Source organism: Mesorhizobium sp. B2-3-13 (assembly GCF_006442195.1).
In the GTDB taxonomy this organism is placed as follows: Bacteria; Pseudomonadota; Alphaproteobacteria; order Rhizobiales; family Rhizobiaceae; genus Mesorhizobium; species Mesorhizobium salmacidum.
Genome location: NZ_VFVQ01000009.1, coordinates 167,511 through 181,503, shown reverse-complemented (window position 1 = coordinate 181,503; position 13,993 = coordinate 167,511). Strand labels below are relative to the sequence as shown.

General features: G+C 59.6%; 18 protein-coding genes. 10 read left to right on the top strand and 8 right to left on the bottom strand.

Going from position 1 to position 13,993, the window contains the following annotated elements; genetic code table 11:
- Positions 1-16: 16 nt before the first annotated feature.
- From FJ941_RS13425 to FJ941_RS13415, 3 genes are all read right to left on the bottom strand, one after another.
- Entirely contained in the window at positions 17-1,768 is a 1,752-nt protein-coding gene (locus FJ941_RS13425) for a methanol/ethanol family PQQ-dependent dehydrogenase (RefSeq protein WP_281405567.1), read from the bottom strand.
- A gap of 122 nt (positions 1,769-1,890) precedes the next feature.
- On the bottom strand, positions 1,891-2,673 hold the full coding sequence (locus tag FJ941_RS13420) for a heme-binding protein (RefSeq protein ID WP_181165883.1): 783 nt from the start codon (positions 2,671-2,673) through the stop codon (positions 1,891-1,893).
- 639 nt (positions 2,674-3,312) lie between these two features.
- Positions 3,313-3,540 (bottom strand): hypothetical protein, encoded by a 228-nt coding sequence (locus tag FJ941_RS13415; RefSeq protein ID WP_140506173.1) that lies wholly within the window; start codon positions 3,538-3,540, stop codon positions 3,313-3,315.
- Positions 3,541-3,927: 387 nt separating this feature from the next.
- On the opposite strand from FJ941_RS13415, the gene FJ941_RS13410 reads away from it, so the two are divergent.
- From FJ941_RS13410 to FJ941_RS13395, 4 genes are all read left to right on the top strand, one after another.
- A complete protein-coding gene (locus FJ941_RS13410) occupies positions 3,928-4,824 on the top strand; it encodes an SIR2 family protein (protein ID WP_140506251.1) in 897 nt (298 codons plus the stop codon).
- Between the two features lie 309 nt (positions 4,825-5,133).
- Positions 5,134-5,607 (top strand): YidB family protein, encoded by a 474-nt coding sequence (locus FJ941_RS13405; RefSeq protein ID WP_140506171.1) that lies wholly within the window; start codon positions 5,134-5,136, stop codon positions 5,605-5,607.
- Positions 5,608-5,639: 32 nt separating this feature from the next.
- Entirely contained in the window at positions 5,640-5,966 is a 327-nt protein-coding gene (locus FJ941_RS13400; protein ID WP_210242221.1) for a DUF4112 domain-containing protein, read from the top strand.
- Between the two features lie 101 nt (positions 5,967-6,067).
- A complete protein-coding gene (locus FJ941_RS13395) occupies positions 6,068-6,334 on the top strand; it encodes a low affinity iron permease family protein (RefSeq protein ID WP_246673806.1) in 267 nt (88 codons plus the stop codon).
- 123 nt (positions 6,335-6,457) lie between these two features.
- Here the strand turns inward: FJ941_RS13395 and FJ941_RS13390 are convergent, their stop codons facing one another.
- Complete coding sequence (locus FJ941_RS13390) at positions 6,458-6,673, bottom strand: DUF3072 domain-containing protein (RefSeq protein ID WP_140506169.1); 216 nt, start codon at positions 6,671-6,673, stop codon at positions 6,458-6,460.
- A gap of 864 nt (positions 6,674-7,537) precedes the next feature.
- The gene (locus tag FJ941_RS13380) at positions 7,538-7,837 is read right to left on the bottom strand and encodes a DUF1236 domain-containing protein (RefSeq protein ID WP_140506165.1); all 300 of its coding nucleotides are present in this window, start codon (positions 7,835-7,837) and stop codon (positions 7,538-7,540) included.
- Between the two features lie 155 nt (positions 7,838-7,992).
- Here FJ941_RS13380 and FJ941_RS29675 point away from each other — a divergent pair, with 155 nt between their 5' ends.
- From FJ941_RS29675 to FJ941_RS28970, 6 genes are all read left to right on the top strand, one after another.
- A complete protein-coding gene (locus FJ941_RS29675; RefSeq protein ID WP_281405566.1) occupies positions 7,993-8,127 on the top strand; it encodes a hypothetical protein in 135 nt (44 codons plus the stop codon).
- A 337-nt stretch (positions 8,128-8,464) separates the two neighbouring features.
- Positions 8,465-8,707, top strand: a complete 243-nt coding sequence (locus FJ941_RS13375; RefSeq protein ID WP_140506164.1) for a hypothetical protein — start codon at positions 8,465-8,467, stop codon at positions 8,705-8,707.
- Between the two features lie 147 nt (positions 8,708-8,854).
- Entirely contained in the window at positions 8,855-9,970 is a 1,116-nt protein-coding gene (locus FJ941_RS13370; protein ID WP_246673805.1) for an NAD(P)/FAD-dependent oxidoreductase, read from the top strand.
- A complete protein-coding gene (locus tag FJ941_RS13365) occupies positions 9,870-10,904 on the top strand; it encodes an alpha/beta hydrolase (protein ID WP_246673802.1) in 1,035 nt (344 codons plus the stop codon). Before FJ941_RS13370 ends, FJ941_RS13365 begins: the two co-directional genes overlap by 101 nt.
- A complete protein-coding gene (locus FJ941_RS13360; RefSeq protein WP_140506160.1) occupies positions 10,901-11,431 on the top strand; it encodes a DUF1003 domain-containing protein in 531 nt (176 codons plus the stop codon). Before FJ941_RS13365 ends, FJ941_RS13360 begins: the two co-directional genes overlap by 4 nt.
- Positions 11,432-11,719: 288 nt before the next feature.
- Positions 11,720-11,950, top strand: coding sequence for a hypothetical protein (locus FJ941_RS28970; RefSeq protein ID WP_181169790.1), 231 nt, complete (start codon positions 11,720-11,722; stop codon positions 11,948-11,950).
- Between the two features lie 449 nt (positions 11,951-12,399).
- Here FJ941_RS28970 and FJ941_RS28965 read toward each other — a convergent pair whose 3' ends face one another.
- The 3 genes from FJ941_RS28965 to FJ941_RS13335 all read right to left on the bottom strand — a co-directional run bounded on the left by FJ941_RS28965 (position 12,400) and on the right by FJ941_RS13335 (position 13,852).
- Positions 12,400-12,576 carry a hypothetical protein gene (locus tag FJ941_RS28965; protein ID WP_181169788.1) on the bottom strand — a complete coding sequence of 59 codons (177 nt, stop codon included), beginning with the start codon at positions 12,574-12,576 and terminating at the stop codon, positions 12,400-12,402.
- A 399-nt stretch (positions 12,577-12,975) separates the two neighbouring features.
- Entirely contained in the window at positions 12,976-13,212 is a 237-nt protein-coding gene (locus FJ941_RS13340; protein WP_140506157.1) for a hypothetical protein, read from the bottom strand.
- A gap of 19 nt (positions 13,213-13,231) precedes the next feature.
- A complete protein-coding gene (locus FJ941_RS13335) occupies positions 13,232-13,852 on the bottom strand; it encodes a Crp/Fnr family transcriptional regulator (RefSeq protein ID WP_348640744.1) in 621 nt (206 codons plus the stop codon).
- Positions 13,853-13,993 lie beyond the last annotated feature (141 nt).

Here is a 13,993-nt window from a genome sequence, read left to right as displayed (position 1 = left end):
GCGCGCGGCCCAGTGTTCAGGGCAGCCGGAACACATAAAGCGTGCCTCCCGCCGTTGTGGCCTCCTTGAGGTCCTTCATCGCGTTGACGAAACCGAGCGCGGCGGTGGCGTCGCGCGGATCGAGATCGCCCGATACGATCGCGCCGGCCCAGCCGCCGACACCCGACAGGATCGCTACATATTGACGTCCGTCGGGACCGCGATATGTGATGGGCTGGCCAATGATGCCGGACGCCGTCTTGAACTGCCAAAGCAGATCGCCAGTCTTGGCGCTGACCGCCTTGAACCAACCTTCCATTGTCCCGTAGAAGACGACATCGCCGGCCGTCACGACCGCGCCGCTCCACACCGGGAAGTTCTCCTTGAGGCTCCAGGCGGGCTTCTGCGCAGCGATGTCCCAGGCGGTGAAGGCGCCCCGGTTGCCACCGGGCCCAGGGATCATGCGCACGTTCATGCCGACATAGGGGGTGCCGGCGATGTAGTTCACCTCGACGCCTTCTTCGTCCATGCACAGATTGTTATGCGGAATATAGAGCAGCCCGGTCTTCGGCGAGAAGGCGGAAGGCTGCCAGTCCTTGAGCCCCGACGCGGTTGGGCAGATGTCGCGGACGACTTTGCCGGTCCCGGTCTTCTTGTCCGGGTTTTCGATCAGACGGCCGCTCTTGAGATCGACACCCTTGCTGGAATTGACAGGGCCGAAAGGTTTCGCGGACAGCACTTCGCCCGTGGTCCGGTCGAGGATGTAGAGGTAGCCGTTGCGTTCAGGCCGGACCAGCACCTTGCGCGGCTTGCCCTGCCAGTTCATGTCGAGCAGGACCTGCTCGTTGATCCCATCATAGTCGTGGAGGTCGTGCGGGCTCCACTGATAGAACCATTTCGCCGCGCCGGTATCGGGATCGCGGGCGAAGATGCCTGACGTCCATTTGTTGTCACCGGGCCGCAGATCGGGGTTCCACGGTCCAGGATTGCCGGTGCCGTGGAAGATCAGGTTGAGATCCGGATCGTAGGAAATCCAGCCCCACATGTTGCCGCCGCCGATCTTCCAGGCTTCCGGCGGCCATGTTGTGACGCCAAGGTCCTTGCCCTTGTCCATGTCGTAGTGCGGCTTGAAGTCCGGGCCGATAAGCACGTCCTTGTCCGGCCCGGTGCCGTAGGCCGTCCAGACGACGTGACCGTCGCCGGCGTCGAGCGCCTTGACCCAGCCGCGGACGCCCATCTCGCCGCCTGAATTGCCGACCAGCACTTTGCCTTTCACCACCAAGGGCGCCATGGTGATGGTCTCGCCGATGTTGATGTTGCCGATATGGGCGTTCCAGATCGGCTGACCGGTGTTCGCGTCGAGCGCGATGGTGTGCCCGTCCAGTGTGTTGAAGAAGATGCGTCCGTTCGCGAAAGCGGCGCCGCGATTGACGACATCGCAACAGGCAACCCCTTGCGCCGCCGGCTCGGGATTGGGTTCGAACTTCCATTTCATCGGCGCACCCGGCTTGGTGAGATCAAGCGCGTAGACGATGTTGGGGAAGGGGCTCACGATGTACATCGTGCCGCCGACGACCAACGGCGCCGCTTCCTGGCCCTTATTGACGCCGGTCGAGAAGGTGAAGGCCACCTGCAGGTTCTTGGCGTTGCCTTCGTTGATTTCCGTGAGCTCGCTGTAGCGGGTCGACGCGTAGTTCTTGGCGGGCATCGTCCACTGCCCGTCGTCAGGTGGCGCAGCGGAAGGCGGCGGCGAGATCGCCGGCGTTGGCGGAGCTTCCGAAGCGGCCATCAGTAAGGGAGTGGACACCAGCAGCAGCATCGCAAAGATGCTCGCAAGACATTTTCTGGGTGCCGCCGAGCGGTTGGCGCATACCGCGACAACGCAGGGCGCGACAGGTTGGGCTGTTCGCTTCATTTCGGCGTCGAGCCTCCGACGCCAGAACCAAGTTCGGCCGCGACATCGGCCTCATGCCCGGCACAAAGCGGGTGGCCCCACCCGGAGGCGCTTTTGCCACCGGGATCGAGATCATAGATAATGGCATCCTTGCGATTGGGATTGACGCCCGCCGGAACTTTGTCGAGGCCGAGCGCCGCGCGAACGCGCCAGGCGACATTGTGGTCGGCGCAGGAGGAATCGCCACTGACGCCAAGTGCACCGACGACCGTTTTGCCGTCGTATAGAGCCAAGCCTCCGCCAAACACGACAATGCCGCCGATCGGCTTGCCTAGCAGCGGATCTTGGGCGCTACCGAAAGTCTTGGCATCCCCGGCATAGGCTGCCGCCTGGTTGACGGGATTGGTGGCCTGCAGACCGAACAGCGGCCCACCCGGCTGCACCCCTGCATAGAGGTTGGCGGTCGAGAGCGCCATGTTCGCCAAGCTGAGCCCATTGGCTGTATTCGCCTTCTCGGCGGCGATGAGCCGGCTGCCCGGCCATTGCGCATCGACGGCAGGTCCACTGAAGGCGACGGCGCAGACCGTCCCGTCGCGGGCGACGACGGCCGCCCATTCATTGGTCTCGAAGCCGCCATTCGCCGGGCCCCCGCTTGCCTTGACATTGGTCTTCAAGGCTGCGAGCAGCTTCTCGTGGTCGGCTGGGCACGGCGCTTGGGCTCGCGCAGGGTTTTGTGCCAGCCCGACAATGGTCAGGATCAAGAGGCACAGAGATGGTAAGGGAAACTGGCGACGGTCCATGGCTCCTCGAAACACCTTCTGCATGGGAGTTGATCCGCTCTTGGGCACCGAACGAACAAGGAGCTGCTTTGTTCCTGATGCGTGGAGCGACAGTGTTGCAGGCATTAGGCGCGCGAAGCAGCCGGGGCTGGCCTGCCCTTGAGTGGTCTGCCAATGCAGGTGCCCTCAGCGCTCTTGGTGAGAGCATATCTTTCCTCTTCTGCAGCCCGCCAGTGACCGGAAGAGCCGGCTTGACCGCCGGACTCTGATGATCGCAGCCAAGGAACAAGCAGAACTGCCCTGCGTTGGACAGCCAATGGAGCAGCTTCGATCAGATTTGGCCGCGATGGTTCAGCCTGGTTACTGGTTGGCCGTCGTGCTTTTGTTGATCCCTTACGCAGTGGGCGTTTTCTTGCTGGTCAGGACGTGCCATTGCCTTTGACTTGACCCGCCGGCCTTGAATTGTGAGCGCCAGGGCAACAGGTGCAGCCCCGCTATTGACGGAATTCGGCGCAGTTTCGTGTTGGTGTTCGCGTGACGAGCTGTGTGGGGCCTTCGTGACGCGCTATCGGCACCTGATCCGAAGAGCCACCTCCAGTCTCTTGAGGAGTCTCTGTCACATCGTGCGGATTTGTCGAGGTAAGCTGCGTCCTGCTGGCGCTATGCCGCCTGTGCAGGCTCATTGAGGTCGAAATCGACAATCTGGCCTCGGCTGACCGCAGCTCTTGCAATGAGCGTGGCCAGTTCATAATCAGAAGCGAGGCAACCCCGGAAAACTGTGCGTATCGCGACGACGGCCGCCGATACCGAAAGCGGCCAAGGTTTGCCTCTCCTGCACTCAATATAGTGCTGGATAAGATAGTCCAGATCGCGGTGCTTTTGGCTCATCTCAGCCTCCTTTCCTCGCGAATGTACGGGAACAGAACTAGCCCGCACTTAGATTTGTTAATGGCTATAAATTTTTGCCCAGCCAAGGTGCTCGGCCACGGGCAAGCTCGATCCTCTGATCGGAACCTCACATCTCTGCTGGCTTCCGGGTTGTGCCTTCAGCGCGACGTAATCGCCCCACTATTCAAGGAACGGCTGCCCTGCTCCAACAGACGTCGTCACCAGACGCGCCAGCCCCGACGGCAACTTTCGGACTGCCCCGTGGGAACACAGCGTCGCTCCGCTGGTTTGGTCGCGGACGATGCCAGTGATCCGAAAGAGAATGTCAATGCCTTCTGCCACGGCTGCAACTGCTTGGAGCGCCTCATCCAGCGTCGGCTCCTATCTATGACCGATGGGCTCGCATCACTGGCAAAAGCGATCGGCCGCGGTAGCGCGATCCTGTTTGTCGGAGCGGGTGTGTCGATCAGCGTTGGGCTTCCATCCTGGGAAAAGCTGATCGAGCAGATGGCAAAAGAACTTGGGATCGATGAGGAATTTTCGATGCGGCGCGACCGTTTTCAAACTCTGGCCGAGTACTATCGGATTAGGCATGGCAGCATCGGACCACTGCGCAGCTGGATGGACAGGAACTGGTCGGTCGCCAGGGACCGCATTGAGACATCGGAGTTGCATCGCCTCATTGTGATGCTCAATTTCCCCATTATCTATACCACGAACTACGACCGGAACCTGGAACTGGCTTTCGAAATATACGGTCAGCGATACGTCAAAGTGGCCAATGCACGAGATGTAGCGCAAGCCCGGCAGGGGGTCACCCACATCGTGAAATTCCATGGCGACTTCGACGATGATTCGTCGCTTGTCCTGACCGAAACGGACTACCTCGATCGGCTTTCCTTTAATTCCCCACTGGATGTGCGGTTTCGTGCGGATGCACTTGGTAGCACGATCCTCTTCATAGGCTATAGCCTTTCCGACCCGAATATCCGGTTGCTGTTGCACCGCCTTTGGCAAACCTGGCATCGATCCGGCTATGAAAAAGATCGTCCTCCCTCGTTCATCTTCATGGCCAGCCGAAACCCCGTGGAGGAGGCGGTGCTTGGACACTGGGGCATTTCGGCGGTCGTCGGCGAGGTCGATGATCCGCAGGCTGCCCTAGTGAACTTTCTCAGGCAGCTGGTGGAGGCGGTCGGGGAGGAGGCGAAATTTGGACGGGCGGACCCCGGTGGAACGATGTCCGCCCGGCAGACGAATGGAGCCACCGGCTCGGGGGGAAGTTAGGCGGGCCTCTTGAACGAGCCGCGAGAGGCAGAGAATTCCGTCCGAAATTTCAACATCAATTTCGGTCCGCAGCATCGAAAGCATCAAACCGGCATTTCGTATCTGGCACTGGTTTTGCAGGATCAGGAGAGCTCCGAGGTCAAAGCCAGGCAACATTCAATCCATAATTTGGTGGTGCGAAACGGCTATCCCACCGTCTTGCCGCCCTCCACCCGACCGGACCTGCGCGCCCCCAAATGTTAGCTGGCCAATTGCGGAACCTTTGGCAGCGCGCGACCTTTTCCATAGTCGAGACCAGAGGAGGAACGAGTGGCAAATCTTGGAAGACTTGCGATCGCTATGCTGGGAGTCCTGGCTTATCAAAACCGCGACAAGATCGCAGAGATGATCCGTGGGGCGGGAGAGCGCGATCCAAACAATCCGCAAGGTGGGATTTTGGACCAGGTGTCCAAGGGCGTTTCCGGTACAGCGCTCGGCGATCTTCTCGACCGTTTTAGAAATGCAGGTGCAGGCGCGAAAGTGGACTCTTGGGTTGGCACCGGGCCGAACGAGCCGATCGAGCCTCACGAGGTGGAAAGGGCCATTGACGTGCAGACGCTGGAAGCTCTTTCGAGGCAGACTGGCCTTTCGCGCGAGGAGCTGATTGCGAGGATCACCAGGGATCTGCCGGATGCCATTAACCAGATCACCCCAAACGGCAACCTGCCAGCTGATCACCAAACGAATGCCTCGGGCGAGCCGACGCTGCTCGATGACGTGCCTTTCCGGCCGACGCAAAGCTAATCAGAGATGGTGGAGGCGGACTTGAAAGGGCAGTGCGCTATCGAGGAGATCGGATCGAGCGAGCAAGGCCAGCCGCCAAGCTATGGACAAGCGAGCAGCCTATTGTGGATCGTCAGACTGCGAATGCAATTGCTGAGCTCGACTTGTTGGCCGTTCTGCTTGATTCACGATGGCGCCTCCCGGCAACGCCAATTCGGTTTGGATTGGATGCCTTAGTGGGCCTAGTGCCAGTACTAGGGGATGCAGCAACCGGTCGGAACCGACGCGGCTGTACCGATCTGTGTTGCTATCGCTGCGCTGGTCGCCCTCTTCACCTTGGCGCAACCGTGAAGGAGTACGCGACAGGAACCCCCTCATGAATCACATCCTCTTTCTGACGGCCGACTTCCTTTCGCGCCCACCTGGCTTTTATGTCATGGTTGTAGCGATGGTGCTGTGTACCGCGCTGGTGTCCTGACGAATGCAGTTACCTAGCCCGTCGGTAGCGGCCATCGTGATCACCGGAGTTGTGCTCATTCAAGGCTATCGGGACACCGCCGCCCTTCATGCCAAGCTCGATGAGATCGTCGTTTCGTTGAAAGAGACCAGAAACGATGTTGTCGGGTTAGAGCACGCCGAACCCGAGGAGATCCGGGCAAAGCGAGTGATGCTCGAAGAGGAAGCGACTCAATCGAACGTGCTGCCCCTATCCCGGGACGCGTCCAAGAAGGATCGAACTCGTTCATAGCAGCGTCGCGGTACATGGGCTAATGGCCTTCTCCGCTTTCGCGGGGCAGTCGCAATCGTCAGCGCCGTCAAAGTGACACGCTGCGCCGTCTCCAGCATTGAACGGCTAGCGCGGGAGGTTCGGTTAGAGTTTCAGCTTAGCCCTTAACGCATCGATGCGCTTGGATGCCTCGGCCTTACTAAGCCCTTGTTCGAAGCTCGCGGCGTCATCGGCCTGCTCACTCAGGGTCTTCAAGTATGAGGCTTGCGATGGCGTCATTGGATCGTCTCCACTAACCCATTCATCAGGGTCCTTGTCGATATTGGCTGAAACATCAGCATTGTCGTTTAGGTTCTGCATTTGAGGTCTCCTGTCTGAGCAGGAGAGAATGTCTCTGATCTCTTTTTGTTCCGTAAGGGAATTGTCACGAGCCGCGGTTCATCGACCCCCGTCGACAAGATTGCCAGCCCTGAGGGGCGCGCTGGATGGGCGGCGATCAATCCATGCATTCATCGACGGCGTCGGCAATTCCTACCCGCGCTTCCGCAAGCCTCATTGGCAGCGGGGTGCTCGGCCTGATTGGGGCCACGGAGACTTGCGATTTCACGCAACCAAGTCAGTTTGCCGGCATTAATATCAGGAACGCGCCGGAGGAGGTCTATGCTACACTATAGCGTGCCCCGGGAATTTGAGATCGGTGACGAGGTCACCTTGACGGGTACGGTTAGCACGATGCTGCCTAGCGGACGCGCCAAAGTAAACATTCCATCGTATGACCGACCCTATTCGGTTGACCCTCCACCTAAAACCCGCGCTGGAGATAAGGTCGTTCTTGTTGGAGACATCATCCGCATCGATCGCAAAGCCGACAAGTTGACGGTGCGGACTGACTGCGGCGGCGTGATCACCGTCGGACGCTCGGCGATTACCAGGCTGAGAAAGCACCGGTCTTCACCCCCCTGACGCTCACCGCCGGAGCGCGCCCACAATGGTCTGCGGCGCAACTCGACAGGTGGTTAACAGTGAGCGGCGCTTCTGCCGAACCGGTGAACGCGTGGTCGGCATGCCGTGAAGGCGGGATATCGGAATGGGGAGGAAGTTGACAGCATTTGCGGTCATGGTCGATGCTGTCGCCAACCTCGTCTATGCGAGACGCTCACTAAGATCGCCATTTCTGAATCGGTACAGCCCGTCGCCCCAATCAGCGACCTACCAGCACTTTGGTCAGTTATAGACCTTGATGATCTTGCGGGTGCCCGGGTCCACGAGAACTGTCCGGTTGTGGACCACGACATAGCGGTACTTGACGTTGGGAACTTCGCGAAGCTCGACGGTGTCGGGAAGCGCGGCGCCGACGCTGAGTTCGACCCCGGGGACTTCCACGGACGCGAGGGGCTGCTTGTGCACGTACTCCTGAATGACCGTGTCCTGTTCAGGCGCGATAACGACGTCCTGGGCTGCAGCGATGCCGACACCGGCAAGGAGCAGAAACGAAGCAGCGGCGGCGGTGAAATGCATTCTCATGTGACAGCCTTCCTGTGAGCTCGGGCATAATCGCCCTGGACCGAACGTGTCCGAATCCGAAACGTTCCGAGCCCGTACCTAGGTCCGATTTGCATCCCGGACTTTGGGCTTGGAATGATGCTGAAAAGGTCTGCGTTCAGCAAAATCGAGGAACCATGACCGGCGCCGTTGACCGCCGCAAATTTGGAGAAAGCGTCATGGAAAAAAGTATTGGCCAGGCACGCTGGTTGCTGGCACCGGTCTTCGCGATGGCGATTACTCTCCTGGCAATCGGCGTAGCTCTTGGATGACGAGGGCGGCCAACGGGATCCGCGCAGCTATGTCCCTTCCTGCGCCGGATAGGGCTCGCCCGCTGCTCGCAAGTGTGGCGTGCGAGCCCTCTAATCAGCACTCATCGAGGCGACCAACACGATTTCTGGAGGGTGGCTTACTTCGACCCGGAAACCGCTCCGTGCGGTTGAGCGCGGCATCGGATGAGCACGGGCCTGACTCTTTGTACGCGAACTTCGCTTGGTACATCATAAGTTAGCGACACATCGTGCGCTGTGCCGCATAAAACGCGAGGGCAGCGGGCAATGCTCCGCTGCTTGGGAGACCATCGCACTCTCGCTCGTTTGGAGACGCTTGATGCTTGACCGACCCATTCGCACGGACACCTTCTACCCCAATGATCTGGATACGCTCCGTGCGGTCTTCGACGCGATGTGTCAGGAGTTTGACGTTCTCCCGGACACCGCGGCAGCACATTTTATCGCGAGAGAGCTGATCAGGCTTTTCCAGACCGGGATGACGGAACCGGCCATGCTGATGATTGCCGTGCGCGCGCGTTGGCAGGGCGATTGGAAAACGGAAGCCATCAACGCTGCCTGACGTTGACGGTCAGGTGCGCACAATCGCTCTGAAGCCCGGATTTCTCAATAGCCGGGCCGCCAGTCAAGTTCGATCCACGAACAATCCAGATAGTTCACCACCAGGCATGACAGCCACGCCAGTCACCCGAACGCCGAGGCCGAAGATGTGCTGATCGTCGGAGGCGGGCCCGGGGGACTGACCGCGGCCCAGTATCTTGCCCGCTTCCGCCATCGCGTGCTGGTGGTCGATGCCGGCGATCCCCGTGCCGCCCTGATCCCGAGGAGCCATAATTGTCCGGGCTTTCCAGAAGGGATAAGTGGCCCCGATCTTCTGGATCGGCTCCGACGTCACGCGAGCTTGTACGGAGCAACCGTGATGCAGGGGCAAGTCTTTTCGCTGGCCTCTGGCGACGGAGGCTTTGACGCTGAGACCTCGATCGGCACAATCCGGGCGCGTAAGGTCTTCCTGTCGACCGGAATTATCGACACGACACCCGTCTTGCCTCGCATGGCGGAGGCAATTGCCGCAGGTGTCGTTCGGCTTTGCCCGGTGTGCGACGCATACGAGGTTATCGACCGGAAGATAGCGGTCGTCGGGCAGGGCGACAGAGCCTTGCACGAGGCCATTTTCCTTAGCCGCTTCACGCCACACGTAACGATGCTGGGGACCCACGCATCGGACTTTTCAACCAGCACGCGCCGCGCGGCCGGCGAAAGAGGGATACTCATCCGTCACACTCTCGACAAGCTCAGCCAGGCTGCTGACGGGTGTGCGGCGATTTTGCAAGACGGAACGACATGCCGCTTCGATGCAGTCTATGCGGCATTGGGCTGCAAGGTGCGCTCCCAACTCGCCCTGGGCCTCGGCGCGAGATGTTGCGCGGAGGGCTACATCACGGTCGATGAGCACCAGCAGTCGTCCGTCGACGGCATGTACGCGATCGGTGACGTTGTAAAAGCGTTGAACCAGATAGCCGTCGCGTTTGGACAGGCTGCCATTGCCGCGTCTCATGCCCAGAGAGCTTACCGCCTGAGCCATTTTCAGCCGGCTACAAAGCATTGTCTTTGTCTGGCGGAACAAGCTGTCGTCCCGAAGGTTCGACACGGCGGGCAACCGAGCAAGACACTTCCTGGCAGGCATTGGCATGGCGTTCGACAGAGATGGACCGAAGCTCTCGACCGTGCTGCTTGTCGCCGCGTTGGCGGCACTTGCCGGATACAACCACGTCCGCGCCAAGCGTGCGCTTGCCGGCCGGGCGCAGGGGCGTGTGTTGGAGATTGACGGTATACGCTTGCATTTTCTCGAAGCCGGCACTGGCATGCCGCTCATTCTGTTGCATGGAAACGGATCCATGGCGCAGGATTTCAAGTCGAGTGGCATCTTCGATCAGGCGGCAAAGACCTATCGGGTGTTCGCATTTGATCGACCGGGCTTCGGGCGAAGCACACGGGCGCGGGGCCGGCGGTGGTCTGCCCGCGACCAAGCCGATCTCATACATGCCGCCGCCGGCAGGCTGGGCATCGAGAAATATCTGGTGCTTGGGCATTCGTGGGGCGCTTGGATAGCCCTCGAACTGGCGCGCAGGCATTCTCCTTCGATTGCCGGTATCGTGCTGGTTTCCGGCTATTATTATCCGCCCCCGCGGCTTGATCTTGCACTGGCCGCACTTCCGGCTTTGCCGGTCGCCGGCACAGCGTTTCGCCACACCTTGCTGCCGTCGCTTGTGAGGCTTGCCTGGCCGTGGGCGATGCAGAAGATCTTTCACCCGGCGGTTGTCGCTGCCGACTTCGCCGCTCGCGCAAAAGAGGTCGCCAGCCGCCCGTCCCAACTGCGCGCCGTGTGCTCGGAGTCGGCATCAATGCTGGCCGCGGCCCTGCTGACGAAGGCCAGCTACAGGGATATTGCCGTGCCGACCGGCATCGTGGCCGCCTCTGGAGACCGGTTGTTCGACGCGGAGCGGGAAGCACGACGCCTGCATGCGGAGGTCAGCGGGTCCCTCCTCAACGTCGTTGCGGGCGCCGGCCATATGGTTCACCAGAGCGCCCCTCAGGCGGTGGTGGCCATGGTCCACGCGATTGCAGGACGGCACTCCTCGTTTCAAGGGGCCGTCGGCCGCGACCTAGGCCAGCCGACAAGTTCGGTCTCGCCCGAGCTACCAGCCGGCGATGAGGGCCAGCAGATGATATCCCCGCCAAACCGGGCTTTAAAGAAATGAACGATCAACATCCCGCCGACATACAGTCGGTCCTTCACCAGAACATCCAGGCCCTGATCGACCACAGGCGACAGCAGGAGGAGGACCAAAGCCTTCAGGCGCGAATTGCTGGCGCCATTTCGCGCTTCGCGGGAAGTATGGCCTTTGTCTATTTGCATCTCGCAATTCTCGTCGCCTGGATTCTTGCCAACCTTGACGCGATACCCGCCATCCCAGCTTGGGACCCAACTTTTGTGATCCTGGCCATGGTCGCCTCGGTCGAGGCAATCTTCCTGTCCACTTTCGTGCTGATCAACCAAAACAGAATGGCCGAACACAGCGAGCGCCGAGCGGAACTGGACCTCCAGATCAGCCTTCTCAACGAGCACGAAACCACGCGGCTCATCGAAATGGTGGCCGCCTTGACAGGCCGTCTGAATGTCTCGACGCCGGCCGATGAGGAGCTGCCGCAACTGGCCGAGAATGTCGATCCCCGGCAGGTGATGACGCAAATCCAGCAAGCTTCCGCAGATCAGGAGAAATCTTGAGCAAACAAGATGCACACGTCGAGCGGGCCGCCGCCGAGACTGAAGGAGCTTACCCCGAGGAACATTTACCGCTGCTCAATGTTTGGTTGCAGGCCTACAATCCTCCCTCATTGTCTTGGCCTCAAGGCTGTCAAAGCAGCTTCGGCCCGTCTCGGTTTTGTCCGAGGCGGGCCTTCATCACTACGCTTGGATGTCGCGGTGGCGTAACGCTTCGGAGTCACCCACCGCCGGTATCAGACGGAACCAAGTTGACGCCGAGGTAGCGGTGGGCGACCTGGGGATATTCCGGTGAACGATGGCGCCGTTCTGATCGTCGAAGATGAGCCGATGATACTGCTCGACCTCGAGTCAGGGTTGGAGGAGGCTTGGTTCCAGTTCGTCGGCGGTCGAAATGCTGCCCAGGCGCTGGCGGCTTTCGACCCGATCCAGGCCACGTCGGCCCTTCCGGAGGCGGGCCACGCGGGAGTTGAGATGCGATGCATAGGGACGCCTATACCCCATCAGAACTTGCCGTACTGAGCCGCGTCCTGGCACGCAGCAATATCAAAAACGAAACCGAAACCGAGAGAGAACGGCGTGCATCGCGCATCCTTGCTTATTATCAAGCCGGGATTACGGACGAGAACGAACTTGAACAGCTTTCTCGGCAGCCGCTGGGAAGGTGACGACTAATCTTCCGTCTTCAGAGCTTCCGCCTCGTCTCTGAGCTTCGGCCAATCGGCCCCATGCCTGCGAAAAAGCCTTCGCGCCTGCTTGGGATCGATCTCCGTGAGCTCAACCAGGTGTTCAACCTCAAGTTCCTGGCCTTTTGCCACTCGGCCCGCTTCGTTTGCTGCCCGTTGCATTGCACTATCCGCTGCTGAGATAAACTAACGATCACTGCAAGTTGCAGTTCCGGGGCCTCCGAGAAGAATACTCCGCCGCGACCGGGTGCCTGTCGGAATTCCCTCGTGCGAGCAAGCATGCACTCATTCGTCGAGCCTGCGGTCGAGTTCGTCGAGCAATGACCGATGTTCGCGGGGCATGTCCGCATCTGTCGGCAGATCCAGCAACTGCCGAAGCTGGCGACGGCTGGCGTCCGAGGAAATCCACTGACGTATGAGACGGGCTATGGCCCTCTGTTGCGCCTTGCCGATTTCTTCCATGTTGGGAACCGATTGTCATGTCTTGCTCCAAGCTGATATCGGGCCCCGTCAGCTGACAAGTCCTGCGTGCGAAGCAGGGCATTGTCGCTCGGCACATAAACCAAATTAATCGCTCACCGACTTTGATGCACTTACATAGATTAAAGCGCCCGCCGACTTGCGCCGATCTACTCCGTGATCAAGCCCGAACCATCTTCCCGGCGTCACAGCATTCGACGTCTTGTCGCTGGATGCCGTCCGATGGGCATGGTTAGCTTGTGGGCGGGGCCTAATCCGGCAGGCGGCAAACTAAAGCAACTTTGTTCGTGGCGCCGTTGCCACGTTCCTGTTGCAGAGATTTTCGGGAGCAACCGGATGCCGTCGCAAGGGCGCAGCCGCCGGCGTGAAAACCGTACGAATTCATCTCATCATTTTGATATCAAGTGATAGACTTAGTCGCAGGACTTTTTTCCCATTCTCATCACGCACCTCGACAAACAATTGCTGCCCGTCGATGCTTTTCAGTTCGTCTCTCGAGAGGTCGACGAGGCCCTCGAATCCGACACGGCGCACCTCTTCGATACCAGCGCACTCCACACCTATCTCATCCTGCAAGACCAGATCGCGATCACCGCTGTCAAAGAAAAATCGTGCCATCGAAGAGTTCCCGTCACCACTAATCTGCGGGGTTCTTTTGGTGCAGGTAGGTTGTGTCGAAATCTCCTGCCCGCTTGAGGCCGGCCCAGTCGCGAGCATGCACTCTCGATCCTGTGGTGGCGATGAGGTCTTCACGTCGTAGTTCCTGAAGCATTCGGTTGACGTGGACCGTTGACAAACCCAATGCATCGCCGAGTGCGGCCTGAGTTATGGGAACATCCGCAACGTGATCCTCAATGCGCCCCACCGATCGCATGCGACATATCAGTTCGCATAAAATGTGAGCCATCCGGGTATAAGCCTCCCGTCTCCCCACATTGGTGACCCACTCCCTGTATATTGCGGCGTCGATTAGCGTCGACCGCCAGAAAGCCGTGGCGATGCGGGGGTGTTGGTCGCAAATGCTGCGCAGAGCGTCGTGTCGCATGAAGCCCACTCGGGCCGGCGTAAGCGTCGAGAAATTACAATCAATGACTGACAGATGCAGCCCGTGCAGATCCGGAATGTCCCCGGCCACGAAGAAGGAGGTGATTTGTCGTTTTCCTTCCCCCGTGTATTTGGTGGAACCGATCAAGCCTTCCAGAACGACAAACGAGTAAAGAGGATGGTCACCCTCACGCACCAGGTCGTGGTTGGCCAAAAAATCTTTCTCCTGAATCGGTATGCTTTTCAAAACCCTAATTTCGGCTTCTCGAATGTCCGAGATGGTCTGCAGTTTACGGATAAGTACATCCGAGGATGAGGTGGGAGACAAAATGGCTACCTAGCTGATGTTGGCTAT

Bases quoted from the DNA above. Each gene is read 5' to 3' on its own strand.
- FJ941_RS13425 (WP_281405567.1), bottom strand. From the start codon at position 1,768: ATGGCCGCTTCGGAAGCTCCGCCAACGCCGGCGATCTCGCCGCCGCCT.
- FJ941_RS13420 (WP_181165883.1), bottom strand. From the start codon at position 2,673: ATGGACCGTCGCCAGTTTCCCTTACCATCTCTGTGCCTCTTGATCCTG.
- FJ941_RS13415 (WP_140506173.1), bottom strand. From the start codon at position 3,540: ATGAGCCAAAAGCACCGCGATCTGGACTATCTTATCCAGCACTATATT.
- FJ941_RS13410 (WP_140506251.1), top strand. From the start codon at position 3,928: ATGACCGATGGGCTCGCATCACTGGCAAAAGCGATCGGCCGCGGTAGC.
- FJ941_RS13395 (WP_246673806.1), top strand. From the start codon at position 6,068: ATGCAGTTACCTAGCCCGTCGGTAGCGGCCATCGTGATCACCGGAGTT.
- FJ941_RS13390 (WP_140506169.1), bottom strand. From the start codon at position 6,673: ATGCAGAACCTAAACGACAATGCTGATGTTTCAGCCAATATCGACAAG.
- FJ941_RS13380 (WP_140506165.1), bottom strand. From the start codon at position 7,837: ATGAGAATGCATTTCACCGCCGCCGCTGCTTCGTTTCTGCTCCTTGCC.
- FJ941_RS29675 (WP_281405566.1), top strand. From the start codon at position 7,993: ATGACCGGCGCCGTTGACCGCCGCAAATTTGGAGAAAGCGTCATGGAA.
- FJ941_RS13375 (WP_140506164.1), top strand. From the start codon at position 8,465: ATGCTTGACCGACCCATTCGCACGGACACCTTCTACCCCAATGATCTG.
- FJ941_RS13360 (WP_140506160.1), top strand. From the start codon at position 10,901: ATGAACGATCAACATCCCGCCGACATACAGTCGGTCCTTCACCAGAAC.
- FJ941_RS28965 (WP_181169788.1), bottom strand. From the start codon at position 12,576: ATGGAAGAAATCGGCAAGGCGCAACAGAGGGCCATAGCCCGTCTCATA.
- FJ941_RS13340 (WP_140506157.1), bottom strand. From the start codon at position 13,212: ATGGCACGATTTTTCTTTGACAGCGGTGATCGCGATCTGGTCTTGCAG.